Here is a 15,516-nt window from a genome sequence, read left to right on the forward strand (position 1 = left end):
CCATTGTCGCGGATTGCGGTTGAATGGCTCCAGCTTGAATGGCGCCATTGTGGCCAGAGACCACCGTGGCAACATATGCGGGAGGGCTCAACGATGAAACCTGACGGCCAGGTCAAATCTCCGGGGCAAAGTGATTGTCGCCCTGTGCTGGTCTGGGACGCGCCGACGCGGCTGTTCCACTGGCTGGCAGTGGTGCTGGTAGCGGGAGCCTATGCGACCTGGCGGCTGAACTGGATGGACTGGCATGTCCGGATTGGCGAAGCACTGCTCGCGCTGGTGCTTTTCCGGCTGCTTTGGGGCTGCTTCGGTAGCGAAACCGCACGCTTTCGCAGCTTTGTGGCCTCGCCCGCCGCTGCGTTCCGCCATCTGCGGCATATGTTGCGCCGCGAGGCCGACGTGCAAGTCGGCCACAACCCGGCGGGCGGGTGGATGGTGCTGCTGCTGCTTGCGTTGATGCTGGGCGAAACGCTCAGCGGGCTCTACATCAACAACGACATCGCGGACAAAGGACCGCTCACCGAATGGGTGCCCGCATCGGTCGCCAATGCGATCACGGCGCTGCACACAATCCTGTGGGACGCGCTGCTGGCGGCGGTGGCGTTGCACGTGCTGGCCATCGCACTGTATGCGCTGGCCAAGGGCCACAACCTCCTGCTTCCCATGCTGACCGGCCGCAAGCCATTGCCGGCGCGCATCGCCACGCCACGACTGGCATCCGCGCTGCTGGCGCTGCTTGTGCTGGGCGTTGGCGCCGCCGCGGCGGCGCTTCTCACGGCGTATCTCTGAGCTGCCCAGACCTGAGCGCAAGCGCCGCGTTAGTTGCTCTTAGGCGGCAGCACCTGGCCACGGATTTCGCCGGCGGGATGATCCTTTGTGTGCACGTTGATGTACATCTCGCCGGCAAGAAACTCTTGCGCGTCAGCCGGGGAGAGGGTGGCCTGGCCCTTGAGGGGACTGGTGACCGCAGCGCCCTTCCCGGACAGCCAGATTTTCACGCTCGCGTTCTTGCCGCTTGTGGCAGGCCCGTGGAAATGCGCCATGGTGGCCTCGCTGGGTAGGCCGCTCAGCGTGACTGCCCAGGTGACAACCCGTGTGCCGGGGTCGTAGGTGAGGTCGGCGGAACCGCTGCCCTTGGTCTCGACAGGAGGCACCTCCTGCGCGCCGCTGAGCGGCACGGTAAACGAGATTGGCGCCGCCTGCACCCAGGTCATTGACCCCGCCAAGGCGAGGCCGGAGAGCCACATGAGGGCCCGCCGCGATATTGAAACACGCATTTGATTGTCTCCTGTCCGGTATGGCACCGGTTGAACAGCGGCCGCCTGCTTTCACTGCGTGGCGGCGAGCGTACCCGATGCCGGCGCTTCCGGCGCCGGGTCAATCTGTCAGCCGACCGGTCGCTGGCATGAGTCCGAGAAAAGGATAGACCCGGCTGTCTGCCAAATCCAGAACCGTGGTTGGCAGCCAGGCCCGCATGGCGCCGCGCGTCCGAGCGCTACTCGACTTCCCGCTGGAGCGCTTTTTCAGAGTTTGAGCGCCCGATCCTGGCCGCGCCTGCCGAATGCTCAGCCCGCAGCGGTCTCCAGCGCCGCGTCATATTGTCCCAGGCTGGCCATGCCATTCAGCCGTGAGCGCTGCAGCAGCGCCCGTTGCGCTTGCGCCGCGTTAGCGGCCTCGCCGCGCCAGGCCAGCAGGGGCGGCTCCTGCAAGGCGCGCCCGTAGGAGAAGGACAGCCGCCAGGGCAACGGGGCGAGCCGGTTCATGGCATCGAGATTGGCGGTGGCCTCGGTGGGCGTTTGGCCGCCGGACAGGAAGAAGATGCCCGGCACCGCCGCGGGCACCGTGCGCTTGAGCACCTGCACGGTCTGCATGGCAACCTCGGCCGGCGCCGCGTGCCCGGCCTCCTTGCCGGGGAGCACCATGCTGGGCTTCAGCAGCATGTGTTCGAGCACTACCGCATGCCGGTGCAAGGCGTGAAAGACTTCATGCAGCACGGCCTCGGTGACCTCGGCGCAACGCGCCATGGCGTGCGCGCCATCCATCAGCACCTCGGGCTCGACGATAGGCACTACGCCCGTTTCCTGGCAGATCGCGGCATAACGCGCCAGCGCCTGCGCATTGGCCTGGATGGCAAGCCGGCCAGGCAGTTTGTCGGACACGTTGTACACCGCGCGCCACTTGGCAAAGCGCGCGCCTTGCTGGCGATAGGCGGCAAGCCGCTTGGCCAGCCCGTCGAGGCCCTCGGTGATCTCGTCGCCGGGAGCGTGGGCGAGCGCGAGCTTGCCCTTGTCCACCTTGATGCCGGGCACGATGCCATGGCGCGCAGCCAGTTCTGGCAGCGGCGTGCCATCGTCGGCGCACTGGCCTAGCGTTTCCTCGTACAGGATCACGCCGCTGATGCATTCACCAAGACCTGGTGTCGACAGGAGCAGGCTGCGCCACGCCCGGCGGCTTTCCTCGCTCGATGCCACGCCGATGCGCTCGAACCGCTTGGCGATCGTCGCCCCGCTCTCGTCGGCGGCCAGCAGGCCTTTGCCCGCTTGAACCAGGGCATCCACGGTGGCTTGCAGTTCGCTTCGTGTGTCCATGATGCGGCTCCGTGAAGGTGGCATGGGAACAAGCATTGACGCATAAGCGCGCTCGCGCAAGCGAGCCGGGGGGCGTGGCCAGTGCTGATGGTGGCCAACCGAACACTTCGCGCAGCTTGCCCTTGCCCTTGCCCTTGCCCTGCTCGGGCGTGGTGCGCAGGGCGTAGTCAGGCCCGAGGCATCTGCGCCGCCTTGGACAGCACACAGACGGGCACCGGGTCATCGCGGCCTCGCAGGCGTGCGGCAAGCTGCGGCAGGCCCGCGGCCGAAACGCCGGCTTGCTGGAAGACCTGTTCCGAGACGATCGCCTCGCAAGCCATCTCCTTTGTCAACTGCTCGAGTCTCGAGGCCACATTCAACGGGTCACCAATTGCCGTGAACGTAACGTGGTCGCGGAAACCAATCTCGCCCATGATGGCCCGGCCGCAATGCAAGCCGATGCCAAAGCGGATTGGCGTCTGCAACTGCTGCTTGAGCGCAGCGTTGAGTTCCTCAATATTGGCTGCAACCAGCGGCACTGCGCTGAGCGCCTGGCGACAGGCCTCGGCTGGCTCGCAGCGCAAGCCAAAGATCGCGAGCACCGCGTCTCCCAGGAACTGGTTTGGCAGACCGCCTGCCTGAACCACCGCGGCACAGACCGCACTGAGGAAGCGGCTGACCATGAACAGGCTGTCGAACGGCAATTGTGCCGCCGCAAGCTTTGTGGAATCCCGCATATCCACGAACATGAACGCCGCGAACCGCTCTTGCGGCATGACGTCCCGCTGGCGCCGCTGCAGGAAGGCCGCCGATGCGGCCGGCGGCACCAGCGGCCACACGGACAGATCATGGGTCGGCCGCAACTGGCAGGCGAGGCGCACTGTCCGCGAATCCGCTCCCAGCCGCTCCAGAACGCGCCGCTCGGCCTCCGCCGGCGCGGGCAGCGGCACAGCACTGAGCACACGCACCCGGCACAATGTGCATCGGGCACGGCCACCGCAGGTGCTGGCATGGGGCACGCCGGCCATGCGGCTAGCCTCCAGCACCGAGAATCCGAGCGGCGCGAATACCTTTCGCCCGTCCGGATACAGAACACAGAGCCGCCCGGCCCGGCGCTCTCGCGCCGTGCGCACCAGGCGCGCTGCAAGCACCAGCAGCAGCGCGCCACCATCGAAGAGCAAAAAGTCGTTGCGCAGCTCGGCGAGCCAGAGGTTTTGCAACCCCGTTCCGATGATCGTGGTCCGGGTCGCCGCGGCGCGCCAGACGGGATCCTGCGCGAGCGCGATCACTTCCCGTCCGCCCTGCAAGAAACCTAGCAGCGCGAGCACCGGGATCAGCACGGCGACGCTCAGCAGCACGCTGCGCCACGCCCCGAACCATGGTTTCAAGCGCAACCAGAACCAGATGCCGTAACACCCATGCAGCCAGGCGACCACCAATAGCATCAGCTGCACGCGGCCGAAGAACGGTGAATCGATCCAGAACGAGTACAGCAACTGCGCGTAGCCCTTGTTCAGGCCGAACTCGGCGAAGGCGACCCGCGTATTCACAACATGGTTGGCTAGCAGCGGCGGTATGCACAAGCCGAGGACGAGTTGCGCTACCTCACCCGGGGTCCAATGCAACGAGCGCCGTTCGTACAGAGCCCACAGACCCAGGACGAAATGCGTCACCAGCGCGCTGTACAGCACGGCCGTTCCAAGCCATCCCTGCCAGATGAACTTCTGCACGAGCAGACCACGCTCCAGCCAGGCGAGCGAGATATTCCCCAGCGAGTGGTTCAGCAGGTGCGTACCAACATAGGTAAACAGCACCAGTCCTGTGGTCAGACGGACCGATCGCACACCCGCCGGCCACCACCTTTGAAGATAGGGAACGTGTGACATGCTCTACTCTACCCTCCACGCCTGTCGATGCGCCAGCGCTTGCCACCAAGCGCCAGCACTGCCGAGCAGCACGCTAGGTTAGCATCACTTCCAATGGGTAGTGCAGGCGCCTGAGGCGCCTTGGATTCAGGTTCATCCGACGTTCGTGTGGGTCGATGCATCGCCGGGCTAAATCCAGCGCTGCCGTAGCTCCCCTCTCCCATTTCATGGGAGAGGGGAGCAAAACAGCGTTTTTCTTCCCGCCACTTGCACCCGCGTGCAGTACGCATACGACAGTCCGAAGAACCTCCATTTAAGCCGCCTGTGGATCTGGCAGCGTCTTAGCTGTGCGCGCCGTCGGTGAACGGATCGCGCCGATCCGTGATTTTTGCGCCGTCGGAATAAACGTCGAACTTGCCTGCTTTCGCGCCATCCGTGTAGGGATCGCGCGGCCCGACAGTATGGGTGCTGCTGTCAGAAGTTGGGGGGGTGCTGGACGACTGGGCCATGGCAGCGAAGGAAGTCAATGCCGCGACAGCGGCCAAGATCAGGATTTTCATGACGAGCTCCAAATACAGTAGGGATAGCTTCCAAAGCGCATCTCCGTGAAGGCTACGCTTGGGCACGTAACTCGCTTCCGGTTTCCGGGGGTATCGATCAATCCCGAGAACTCGTTCGCCGTGCATTTGTAGAACCGCGCAGCCACCCGTTTTATTCCGGCACAAGCTATGGATGCGGCCAGCGGCCAAGGGAAATTCCTGTGCCTCGGTTCATGTTCCTTTGTCCTCTTATCCCTGATGCCGCGGATGCGTTTTTTCCGCGAAGGAAATTGGGGAATAAGCAGACCGGCTCCGCGGTTTACCCATGCAGAGCGTCCTGCTGCGCAGTCGGGTCGACCGCGGGCATCGCTCGCTCGGACAACCAAGGAGTACTGACATGAAATCGAACTCGCTGAATCGGCTTTTTGCGCTGCCCATGCGCGGCTCGCTCATCGTGAGCACTGCGTTGATGGCAACTTCCGTTTGTGTCTATGCGCAAACGCCGCCGGCACCCGCCACGCATCAAATCACTCGCGCGCAAGTGCGACATGAACTCGAGGAACTGGAGTCGGTCGGCTACAACCCATCCCAAGGCGACAATGGTGACTATCCCGCCGACATTCAAGCAGCGGAGCAAAGGCTGGAAGCCAAACATCAAGCGCAAAGGAATGCGCTGATGGGTGGAAACCAGGCAGCACAGGCCGGTGACAACCAGACCGCACAGACGAAGCCCGCGCCTTGATTGCGGGCGCAGGCCGCACACGGCATCTCGAAAAAGGATACGGCTGGCAGAGCAGTTGAACGACCTTTTTGTGGCGTACCAATCCAGATCGGATGGGATCATGAATCGCGACCAGTTCAAGTTTTGGAACGCCGTTGGGATCATTACCATCGGCCTTCTCTTTTACTACCTCTTGGTCAACTAGTGCCCGCTGAAGCTGGTTTGAGGATCGTTCCGGGCGCGCTATGCCTGAGCCGCAGCGCCAGCGTGAGACCGCGCCCGGCAAGATCCAGCGACCAGATTCCGAGCGCATGATTGGCCAGGTGGAGAAAGAGGTAGATCAGCAGTCATCCGCTTGCGACGCATGGGCGGCTCGCCGGTGGTGCTGGTCTGGCAGCCCGAGACGTCGACGGCTGCAGGCGGCATACCGATCACATGATCGGCGCTTGCCATGCGGAATCAACACGGGATCCATTTCAGGTCGCGGTTCCGGGAATAAAAATGGCATGCCGGCGGTCTTGCTGTTAACTCACTGCCGGTCACGGATTGCGGTTACAGCAGACACTTCAAAATGGCCGATCCAGACACCGCGCAGCGCTTCGAGACGCTTTTATTGCCGCATATGAACTCGGCCTTCAATGTTGCGCGATGGTTGACGCATAACGACCAGGATGCCCAGGACGTGGTGCAGGAGGCGTACCTGCGCGCATTCCGGTTCTTTGGCGGATTCCGCGGCGAGGATGCCCGTGCATGGCTATTGAGCATTGTGCGCAACACCTTCTACACCTGGCATCAGCAGAACCGGGGGCATGCAGCGCAGACCATGATGTTCGAAGAAGAAATGCATAGCCTTGAGACGAGTGTCGCCGACCATGACGACAGTCCTGAAGCCATGCTCATACGCAGCCAGAGCCAGAAGCGGGTGCACAAGGCGTTGCTGGGCTTGCGGCTGGAATACCGGGAGGTTGTCGTGCTGCGGGAGCTGGAAGACTTGTCGTACAAGGAAATCGCCGCCATCGTGGGCATCCCGATCGGCACGGTGATGTCTCGCCTGGGCCGAGGCCGCCAGCAACTCGCGGCGCTGCTCGCCCCGACGGATCAGGAGGCGTGATGGATCACAAACAGGCGTTTGAATTACTGCCGGGCTATCTCGACCAGGAGTTGAGCCTGTCCGAAGCGCTCGAATTCGAGCGTCATCTTGCTGACTGCGAGCAGTGCCAACAGGTCTATGCACAACACCGCCAGGTGAGTGCGCAGCTGCGGCAGGCGGAATTGCGCGTAGCGGCGCCGCAGGAACTGGTGAAACGCATCAAGGCTGCGCTGCCGGTGCGCCGCACGCTCTGGCAGCGGCTGGGTGAGCGATTCGGTCAGTGGAGCGGCGGTGGGTCGCTGGCCTGGGCGCCGGCTGGCGCGATGTTGATGAGTGTGGTCGCGTTGACCTGGAGCGTGGGGCTGTACCTCTCGGTGCCGTCGAGCGAGACGCGCCTGACCCAGGAACTCGTGGATAACCATATTCGCTCGCTGCAGGTCAGTCACCTCTCCGATGTGATTTCAACCGACCGGCATACGGTCAAGCCGTGGTTTGACGGCAAGCTGGACTTTGCGCCGCCTGTGGTCGATCTTGTGCAGCAGGGGTATCCGCTGGTCGGCGGGCGGCTGGATTACCTGAAGGGACGGGCGGTAGCCGTGATGGTCTATCGCTACAAGCTGCACCCGATCAATCTTTATGTGTGGCCGGGCAACGACGCGGGCGCCACGCCTCGCATCTACGCGCAGCAGGGCTATCACCTCGCCCACTGGAGTGCCGCGGGGATGAATTACTGGGCGATTACCGATGCCGGCGAAGCTGAGCTGAATGGCTTCATCACGGACCTGCGTGCGCATCCTGCTTCCTAGCCGCCGCAGCGCGGTACACATCGCGGAATAAAACGGATGGCACGGCGGTTTACCTGGAGAACCCAATCGGGAGGTCCGTCGGATGGTCCGGTGAGCCACCTCTCGAACTTTCCTTGCGAGGGCAATATGTCGTCAGATCTTCCGTCCAACCCGTCGCGCCGCGGCGCGTTGAAGTGTCTCGCTTTCGGTGGCGCGGGCACCGTCTTTGTCTTGGCAGGCGGCGTTCTCGCGCCCGTGGAACTGGGCCTTGCCGCCTCCGGGAAAGGCCCGTCATCTGCCGCGGGCATTCCTCTTTTCCTGCAGATCAGCGACACGCATATTGGCTTCAATAAGGAAGCCAATCCCGACGTCGCGGGCACGCTCAGGCAGACCATTGACTTCGTCAATGCCATGCCGGTCAAGCCGGCGCTGACGATCCACACGGGCGACATTACGCATCTTTCAAAGGCAGAAGAGTTCGACCACGCGGCCCAATTGATGTCGGGGCTGAATATCACCGAGTTGCATACCGTGCCCGGCGAGCATGACGTGACCGATGGGCCTGGAACGGAATACTTCAAGCGTTTCGGTCAAGCCTCCGGCAACAAGGGCTACTACAGCTTCGACCACAGCGGCGTCCACTTTATCGGCCTGGTCAACGTGATGCATTTCAAGCCAAACGGTTTGGGGGGCTTGGGCGACGACCAACTCGCCTGGCTGAAAGCGGATCTGCGGGGCCGCTCGTCCAGCACGCCGATCGTCGTCTTTGCACACATGCCAATGTGGACGATCTACCAACCATGGGGTTGGGGCACCGGCGACGCCGGCGAGGCCATGAGCTATCTGACGCGCTTCGGTTCGGTCACGGTCTTGAACGGCCATATCCACCAGATCGTGTCGAAGGTGGAAGGCAATATCACCTTCCATACGGCGCGCTCGACGGCCTATCCGCAACCGACGGCAGGCAATGGGCCCGGTCCCATGCCGCTGACGGTACCGGGCGATCAGCTTCCCAGGATGCTTGGCGTGACCAGCATCAAGATCATGCGCCACCCGCTCGCAGCGACACTCGCCGACACCACGCTCGCCTGACTTTCCAGGCACCGCTCACCAACCAGGACCCAGATCATGCTAACAACCATCCTTCGCCGCGCCTTCGTCGTCCCCCTCGGGGTCGGGATACTCATGGCGGCATTGACTTGCGAGTTCTCCTTCGCGCAAGCGCAGGAGAACCATGTCGTCGTTGTGAAGAATTTCATGTTCTCGCCGATGTCGCTCACGATCAAAGCTGGCTCGACCGTGACCTGGAAGAACCTCGATGGCGAACCGCACACGGTTGTCAACGACGCCGGCCTGTTCCGCTCCAGCGCGCTCGATCAGAACGACACCTACAAGTTCAAGTTCGACAAGCCGGGGGTCTACAAGATCTTCTGCGGCATCCACCCGAACATGATGGCGACAATCACCGTCCAGTAGGGGCCGACGAGCCCGCCGTCCAGCCTCCGCTCGCCGAATGGCCCGTGAGCGGAGGCGGCCATCCAGCTCGTTGAGCTCGCGGTTGGCGATCGTCGCTTCCGTGGCCATCGCGAACGTTGTCCACACGAAACAAATGTAAGCTTCTGTAAATGCCATGCGCCGCGGCCCTGTTTTGATAACAGAAGCGCCCTTGCGCTTTGGTACGATCGCGCTCTTTCCGCCAGCGCCCCGCCACCGTGATTCGCCGATATGCATCGTTGTTTTGTGAGCATTGCGCACGGTGGCTCGCCCGTGTCCAACCGCTGGCCGCCGCCGGCAGCACGATCACCAGACTCGCGCTCAACGGCGCGCTGCGCCGCCTGCGCCACCCGACGCGACGCGGCGTCGCGCTGACGCTCGCTGCATTGCCGGCGCTCTTCCTGCTATACGTGCTTGCGCTCGTGCCGTTGACGCCGGGCATCGGCGACATCCGCAAAGCCCGCGTTGACCGGCCAGCGCTGATCGTGTCGGCCGACGGCAAACTGCTCGATGCGTTCAAACCGGTCAATCGCGAGTGGGTGTCGCTCAGGCAAGTCTCGCCGCACATGGTGGATGCATTGATCGCGACCGAAGACCGCCGCTTCTACGAGCATCATGGCATCGACTGGAAACGTACCGCGTCGGCCGCGCTGCATACGTTCTCCGGCGACCGGCAAGGTGGCTCGACGATCACGCAGCAGCTCGCGCGCAACCTGTATCCCGACGAGATCGGCCGCGCGCCGACCCTCACGCGCAAGCTCAGGGAAGCGATCACGGCATTCAAGATCGAAGCCGTGTACAGCAAGGATCAGATCCTGGAGACGTACCTGAACACGGTGCCATTCTTGTACAACGCCTACGGCGTGGAAATGGCCGCACGCACCTACTTCGGCAAATCGGCCAATCAGCTCGACATTCTTGAAAGCGCGACGCTCGTCGGCATGCTGAAGGCCAACAGCACCTACAACCCTGTGCTCAACCCCGAGCGCGCGCTGCAGCGGCGAAACACGGTGCTCGGGCAGATGAACAAATACGGGAAGCTCAAGCCCGATGCCTACACTGCATTGAAGCGGCAACCGCTCAACATCGATTTCGAGTTGCAGACCGCGCAACCGGGCGCCGCGCCGCATTTTTCGGCGCAATTGCGCAAGTGGCTGATCGCATGGGCCGATCGCAACGGCTACAACATCTATGCCGACGGGCTGGTCGTGCGCACGACCATCGATTCACGCCTGCAGGCCATGGCGACGCAGGCGTTGGACTGGCAGACGAACCAGTTGCAATGGATCGCGAACGGCGCATGGAACGAACACACAGGCTGCTGGCCGGGCAACGACCTGTTCCGGACGTTCATCCGGCAGTCGCCCGACTACCGCGCCGCACGCGATGCGGGTCAATCGGATGAGGCCGCGCTCAGGAAGCTCGCCACGAACCCCACGTTCGTGCGCGCGCTCTGCCGGAGCAAGACGCAGATCCAGGCGGGTTTTGTCGCGATCGACCCGCGCAACGGAGATATCAAGGCATGGGTTGGCAGCCGCGACTTCCGTGACGAGCCGTTCGATCACGTGCAGCAGGCCCGGCGTCAGCCGGGTTCGACGTTCAAGCCGTTCGTCTACGGCGCGGCCTTCGCGGACGGTGCGCGGCCGAGCGATACGATCGTGGACCGTAACGTCGCCATTGCGCTGACCGGGAATGCGATCTGGCGGCCTACCGACGCGGAGCCGCCCACCGGCCGGCCGATGACGCTGCGCGACGCGCTAGTGTATTCGCGCAACCGCGTCACCGCACAGCTCATGCAAAAGGAAGGCCCCGAGAAGGTCGCACGGCTCGCGCACGCAATGGGTGTGCGCGCGAGTCCGCTCGAAGCGGTGCCGTCGCTCGCGCTCGGCACAAGCCCGGTCACGCTCAGGGAAATGGTCTCGGCGTACAGCACGATCGCGAACCGTGGCGCCTATATCGAACCGCGCATGGTCACGCGCATCGAGGATCACGACGGCAAGGTGCTCGCCGAATTCGCGAGCGCATTGCCAGAGCAGGCACTGCCCGCCGGCGCGGCGCAAACGCTCGTCGACGTGATGCGCGACGTCGTTAGCCGGGGCACCGGCGCGGCGATCCGGGCGCGCTTCGGGATTCGCGCCGACGTGGCCGGCAAGACAGGCACGACACAGGACAACACGGATAGCTGGTTCATCCTGATGCATCCGCAACTGGTCGCGGGCGCGTGGGTGGGTTTCGACGATGGACGTGTGACGCTCGGCAACTACTGGGGCGAAGGCGCGCACAGCGCCCTACCGATGGTGGGCGCGTTCTACGACATGGCGCTGCGCGCGCGAGTGATCGATCCGGATGTGCGGCTCGGCCCCGAAACCCGGCCTCCGCGCACGGTCCATGAGCGGCGGCATCGACACTTCCTCTTCTGGACGTTCTGACGTCGTCGCTGGCGCACGCGTCATTCGCCGCCTCCGCCGACTACCCGCTCGGCAACCCGATCGCGGTGAGGGGCTTCACGAGCGGGAAGCGGTGCATGCGCACTAGCCGCGCCAACCTTGCGCGGCGCCCTACATCATCCGGTGCGCGAAATGCCCGCGCCGAGCTTCGGTCATGAGGGCGGCGAACTGCTCGGTGCTCATATGCACCAGTTCCTCATGGTCGCCCGCCTCGAAGTAGACGTCGGGATGCGTCAGCAGGCTGTCGTCGAGCCAGGTCAGCGTGCCGTACGCCATGCCGACCGGCGGGAGCGCGCCGATTTCGCAGTCCCTGAACACTTCGCGCACGCCATCCCCATGCGCCAGCGACAGCTTGCGGCCGGTTTGTTCGCAGATATCCAACAGTTTCAGCTGGTGGGTGGAAGGGATCACCGCTGCGAGATAGCCTCGGTTGTCCTCCAGCAGGACAGTTCGGGCGAGCCGGTCTCCGGGGACATACGCAGTCTGCGCCGTTGCCAGGCCACTTGGGCGAGGAACGGTTTCAAACCGGCTCTGCTTCTTGCTCAGGCATCTTGCCAGCGTGGTAGCCATGGTCATGATTGCAACCTCCGAGCGCTGATCGCTGCAGTTGCTTACGTATCGGAACTATAGGTCAAGCACCGGGCGACAATCGGTGGGGCTAACCCCAGCACGGTTGCGGGTGACCAATAGCGATGCGCTATTGAGGCAATTGCAAACCTCTCATTTGGTTGCCGAGCGCTTTCAACTATATTTTGTGTGCGGCAGGCCTGCCGACGCAGGTCCCGAGTGGAAGCATTGACGCGGAAATACTAGAACTCACACTAGAACTCACGTTTGGTACGCCTCCGAAGGAGAGAGCATGTCTAACGAAAAGTGCCCCTTCAACCACGCCGCCGGTGACGGCACCACCAACCGGGACTGGTGGCCGAAACAGTTGCGGCTCGAGTTGCTCAGCCAGCACTCCGACAAGTCCAATCCATTGGACAAGAGCTTTAACTATGCCGAGGCGTTCAAGAGCCTCGACCTCGCCGCAGTCAAGAAAGACCTCGCGGCGCTGATGACTGACTCGCAGGACTGGTGGCCGGCGGACTTCGGCCATTACGGTGGTTTGTTTATCCGTATGGCCTGGCACAGCGCCGGCACATACCGCATCGGTGACGGCCGTGGCGGTGGTGGCCGGGGCCAGCAGCGTTTCGCACCGCTCAACAGCTGGCCGGACAATGTCAGCCTGGACAAGGCTCGCCGGCTGCTCTGGCCCATCAAGCAGAAATATGGCCAGAAGATTTCCTGGGGCGACCTGATGATCCTCGCCGGTAACGTTGCCCTTGAAACCATGGGCTTCAAGACATTCGGCTTTGCTGGCGGCCGTGAAGACACCTGGGAACCGGACCAGGACGTGTATTGGGGGAATGAGAAGACCTGGCTGGGCGGCGACGTACGCTACGGCAAGGGCGCCGCCGGCAAGGACGGCAACGAAGGTGTGATTGTGGCCGACGAGGAATTGCACGGTGGTGAAGTCAGCCGTACCGACCCCGGCCGCAACCTCGAGAATCCCCTGGGTGCCGTGCAGATGGGCCTGATCTACGTGAATCCGGAAGGCCCCGATGGCAATCCGGACCCGCTCGCCGCGGCGTACGACATCCGGGATACGTTCGGCCGCATGGCCATGGACGATGAGGAGACCGTCGCGCTGATTGCCGGCGGCCACACCTTCGGCAAGACGCACGGTGCCGGTCCCGCTGATCACGTAGGCCCCGCGCCCGAAGCCGCCGACCTTGAAAACCAGGGTCTGGGATGGAAGAGCAGCTTCGGCACAGGCAAGGGTGCGGATTCGATCACCAGCGGCCTGGAAGTCACCTGGACGACCGCGCCGACGAAGTGGGACAGTGGCTTCTTCGAAAACCTGTTCGGCTATGAATACGAGCTGACCAAGAGCCCTGCCGGAGCCAACCAGTGGGTGGCCAAGAATGCCGGCGAAACGGTTCCGCACGCTCACGATCCGTCGAAGAAGCTCAAGCCGACCATGCTGACCACGGACCTGTCGCTGCGCTTTGACCCCATCTACGAGAAAATCTCGCGGCGCTTCATGGCGAACCCTGAGGAATTTGCTGATGCCTTCGCCCGTGCCTGGTTCAAACTAACCCACCGGGACATGGGACCGCGCGCCCGCTACCTCGGCCCGGAAGTCCCGGCCGAAGAGTTGCTCTGGCAAGATCCCATTCCGGCGCCGGACCATCCGCTGGTCAATGACCAGGACGTGGCGGCGCTCAAGCAGAGGATCCTGGCATCGGGGCTGTCGGTCTCGGAACTGGTGAAGACTGCCTGGGCATCGGCATCGACGTTTCGCGGTTCGGACAAGCGCGGCGGCGCCAACGGCGCGCGCATTCGCCTGGCTCCGCAGAAGGACTGGGCGGCCAATGAGCCGGATCAGCTGGGCAAGCTACTGAAGACCCTCGAAGGTATCCAGAGCGAGTTCAACGGTGCCCAGTCCGGTGGCAAGAAGATCTCGATGGCCGATCTGATCGTGCTGGCGGGCGGCGCCGGTATCGAGAAGGCAGCGGAGAAGGCTGGGCAGAGGCTGACCGTACCATTCTCGCCGGGCCGCATGGACGCTTCGCAGGAAAAGACCGACGTGCAATCGGTTGGCGCCCTCGAACCCACGGCCGATGCCTTCCGCAACTACCTCAACCCGAGCGTTCGTGTTCCGGCAGAAGCGATGATGCTGGACAAGGCGCAGTTGCTGACTCTGACCGCGCCCGAAATGACGGTGTTGATCGGCGGCCTGCGTGTGCTGAATGTCCATACAGGGAACGATGCGCACGGCGTCTTCACCGACCGCCCGGAAACGCTGACCAACGACTTCTTTCGCAACCTGCTCGACATGGGCGTGGAATGGAAGGCGCTCACCCGGGATGTGTTCGAGGGACGTGACCGTAAGACGGGGCAGGTCAAGTGGACCGGATCGCGAGTGGATCTGGTGTTCGGCTCACACTCTCAACTCCGGGCCCTGAGCGAAGTCTACGCAAGCGAGGACGGGGCGGATAAGTTCGTCAAGGACTTCGTCGCTGCCTGGGTCAAGGTGATGAACCTCGACCGCTTCGATCTGCGTACATAGCGTTAAGTCAGGGGCAAATAAGGGGCAAACAAGGGGCAAACAAGGGCGCCGGACCACGTTCGGCGCCCGTCCGGGCCGATTGATCGTGGTAGAGTCGATCATCACTCTCTATCGCGTAGCCTTATGTCGCCACCCGTTGAACGTGGATCCGCCGATTCGTCAGACCATCAACAGGGCATGGAAAGCGCCGCTGATGCGCACAGTGTGACCATGCGGATTCCGGCAATTGTTCCAGCGCAAACCGCGCTGGTGGTCATGCATTATCAGACCGACATCCTGGCGTTGTTTCCATCGGTCGCGCCCACCTTGCTCTCCAATACGCGCAAGCTGTGTGACGCCGCGCGAGCCAAGGGCGTCAGCATCTATTTCGCCAAGATCCACTTTGGTCCAGGCTATCCGGAAGTCAGTCCGTTGAACAGGAACGGACAGGGAATCAAGCAACTTGGTCTATTCGTCGACGACCAGATCTCACCGGAACTCGGCCAACAGGCCACGGAACCGCTCATCATCGCGCATCGTGCCAGCGTGTTCTTTGGTACCGACCTGCAGGTGCGGCTTTCCGCCCAGGGCATCGACACCCTGCTCATGGTGGGCATTGCGTCGACCGGTGTGGTGCTGTCGTCGGTCGCGTACGCGAGCGATGCGGACTTCCGTTTATTCACGGTCAAGGATTGCTGCTACGACCCGGATCAGGTCGTGCACGATCATCTTTTTTCAACGGCGTTCGATTCGCGCACAACGGTGCTCTCGCTCGCTGATGCCTTGCTGCTGCTTGCCTAGCTTTTGCCGGGATTTCTGTCGCTTCGACTTGAATACCGCGTAGTGGGCGCGACAAGCGCTGCGTTTGCGGGCTATCCCGCCAGGACAATTCTCGCCAATACAAGTCGTCTTATGAC

At 63.0% G+C, this 15,516-nt stretch carries 14 protein-coding genes; 9 read left to right on the forward strand and 5 right to left on the reverse strand.

Translation table 11 applies throughout. The features are described 5' to 3' along the window. Nucleotides 1-93 precede the first annotated feature (93 nt). On the forward strand, nt 94-786 hold the full coding sequence (locus AC1RQK_RS29355) for a cytochrome b/b6 domain-containing protein (protein ID WP_492812763.1): 693 nt from the start codon (nt 94-96) through the stop codon (nt 784-786). 29 nt (nt 787-815) lie between these two features. Here the strand turns inward: AC1RQK_RS29355 and AC1RQK_RS29360 are convergent, their stop codons facing one another. From AC1RQK_RS29360 to AC1RQK_RS29375, 4 genes are all read right to left on the reverse strand, one after another. After that, nucleotides 816-1,274: a CHRD domain-containing protein gene (locus AC1RQK_RS29360; RefSeq protein ID WP_492373814.1), complete on the reverse strand. Its 459-nt coding sequence runs from the start codon at nt 1,272-1,274 to the stop codon at nt 816-818. 288 nt (nt 1,275-1,562) lie between these two features. Then, complete coding sequence (locus tag AC1RQK_RS29365) at nt 1,563-2,585, reverse strand: class I fructose-bisphosphate aldolase (protein ID WP_492812765.1); 1,023 nt, start codon at nt 2,583-2,585, stop codon at nt 1,563-1,565. A gap of 167 nt (nt 2,586-2,752) precedes the next feature. Then, the gene (locus AC1RQK_RS29370) at nt 2,753-4,450 is read right to left on the reverse strand and encodes an adenylate/guanylate cyclase domain-containing protein (protein ID WP_492812767.1); all 1,698 of its coding nucleotides are present in this window, start codon (nt 4,448-4,450) and stop codon (nt 2,753-2,755) included. Between the two features lie 320 nt (nt 4,451-4,770). Beyond that, nucleotides 4,771-4,989 carry a hypothetical protein gene (locus AC1RQK_RS29375; RefSeq protein ID WP_492373817.1) on the reverse strand — a complete coding sequence of 73 codons (219 nt, stop codon included), beginning with the start codon at nt 4,987-4,989 and terminating at the stop codon, nt 4,771-4,773. Nucleotides 4,990-5,365: 376 nt separating this feature from the next. Here AC1RQK_RS29375 and AC1RQK_RS29380 point away from each other — a divergent pair, with 376 nt between their 5' ends. From AC1RQK_RS29380 to AC1RQK_RS29405, 6 genes are all read left to right on the forward strand, one after another. After that, nucleotides 5,366-5,710 (forward strand): DUF4148 domain-containing protein, encoded by a 345-nt coding sequence (locus AC1RQK_RS29380; protein WP_492373818.1) that lies wholly within the window; start codon nt 5,366-5,368, stop codon nt 5,708-5,710. A 550-nt stretch (nt 5,711-6,260) separates the two neighbouring features. Then, a complete protein-coding gene (locus tag AC1RQK_RS29385; RefSeq protein ID WP_492812770.1) occupies nt 6,261-6,800 on the forward strand; it encodes a sigma-70 family RNA polymerase sigma factor in 540 nt (179 codons plus the stop codon). Further along, nucleotides 6,800-7,585 (forward strand): anti-sigma factor family protein, encoded by a 786-nt coding sequence (locus AC1RQK_RS29390; RefSeq protein WP_492812772.1) that lies wholly within the window; start codon nt 6,800-6,802, stop codon nt 7,583-7,585. Before AC1RQK_RS29385 ends, AC1RQK_RS29390 begins: the two co-directional genes overlap by 1 nt. Nucleotides 7,586-7,711: 126 nt before the next feature. Then, complete coding sequence (locus AC1RQK_RS29395) at nt 7,712-8,656, forward strand: metallophosphoesterase family protein (RefSeq protein WP_492812774.1); 945 nt, start codon at nt 7,712-7,714, stop codon at nt 8,654-8,656. 36 nt (nt 8,657-8,692) lie between these two features. Continuing rightward, nucleotides 8,693-9,040 carry a cupredoxin domain-containing protein gene (locus AC1RQK_RS29400; RefSeq protein ID WP_492373822.1) on the forward strand — a complete coding sequence of 116 codons (348 nt, stop codon included), beginning with the start codon at nt 8,693-8,695 and terminating at the stop codon, nt 9,038-9,040. Between the two features lie 236 nt (nt 9,041-9,276). Next, complete coding sequence (locus AC1RQK_RS29405) at nt 9,277-11,487, forward strand: penicillin-binding protein 1A (protein ID WP_492812776.1); 2,211 nt, start codon at nt 9,277-9,279, stop codon at nt 11,485-11,487. 129 nt (nt 11,488-11,616) lie between these two features. On the opposite strand, the gene AC1RQK_RS29410 is transcribed toward AC1RQK_RS29405, so the two are convergent. Further along, nucleotides 11,617-12,081: an aminoacyl-tRNA deacylase gene (locus AC1RQK_RS29410; protein WP_492812778.1), complete on the reverse strand. Its 465-nt coding sequence runs from the start codon at nt 12,079-12,081 to the stop codon at nt 11,617-11,619. 283 nt (nt 12,082-12,364) lie between these two features. Between AC1RQK_RS29410 and katG the strand changes: the two genes are divergently transcribed. Together katG and AC1RQK_RS29420 are read left to right on the forward strand one after the other, a co-directional pair. Beyond that, nucleotides 12,365-14,620: a catalase/peroxidase HPI gene (gene katG, locus AC1RQK_RS29415; protein WP_492812779.1), complete on the forward strand. Its 2,256-nt coding sequence runs from the start codon at nt 12,365-12,367 to the stop codon at nt 14,618-14,620. Nucleotides 14,621-14,797: 177 nt separating this feature from the next. Continuing rightward, complete coding sequence (locus AC1RQK_RS29420) at nt 14,798-15,400, forward strand: cysteine hydrolase family protein (RefSeq protein ID WP_492373825.1); 603 nt, start codon at nt 14,798-14,800, stop codon at nt 15,398-15,400. Nucleotides 15,401-15,516: the final 116 nt, after the last annotated feature.

It is taken from the genome of Cupriavidus sp. GW822-FHT02D05 (assembly GCF_058802485.1).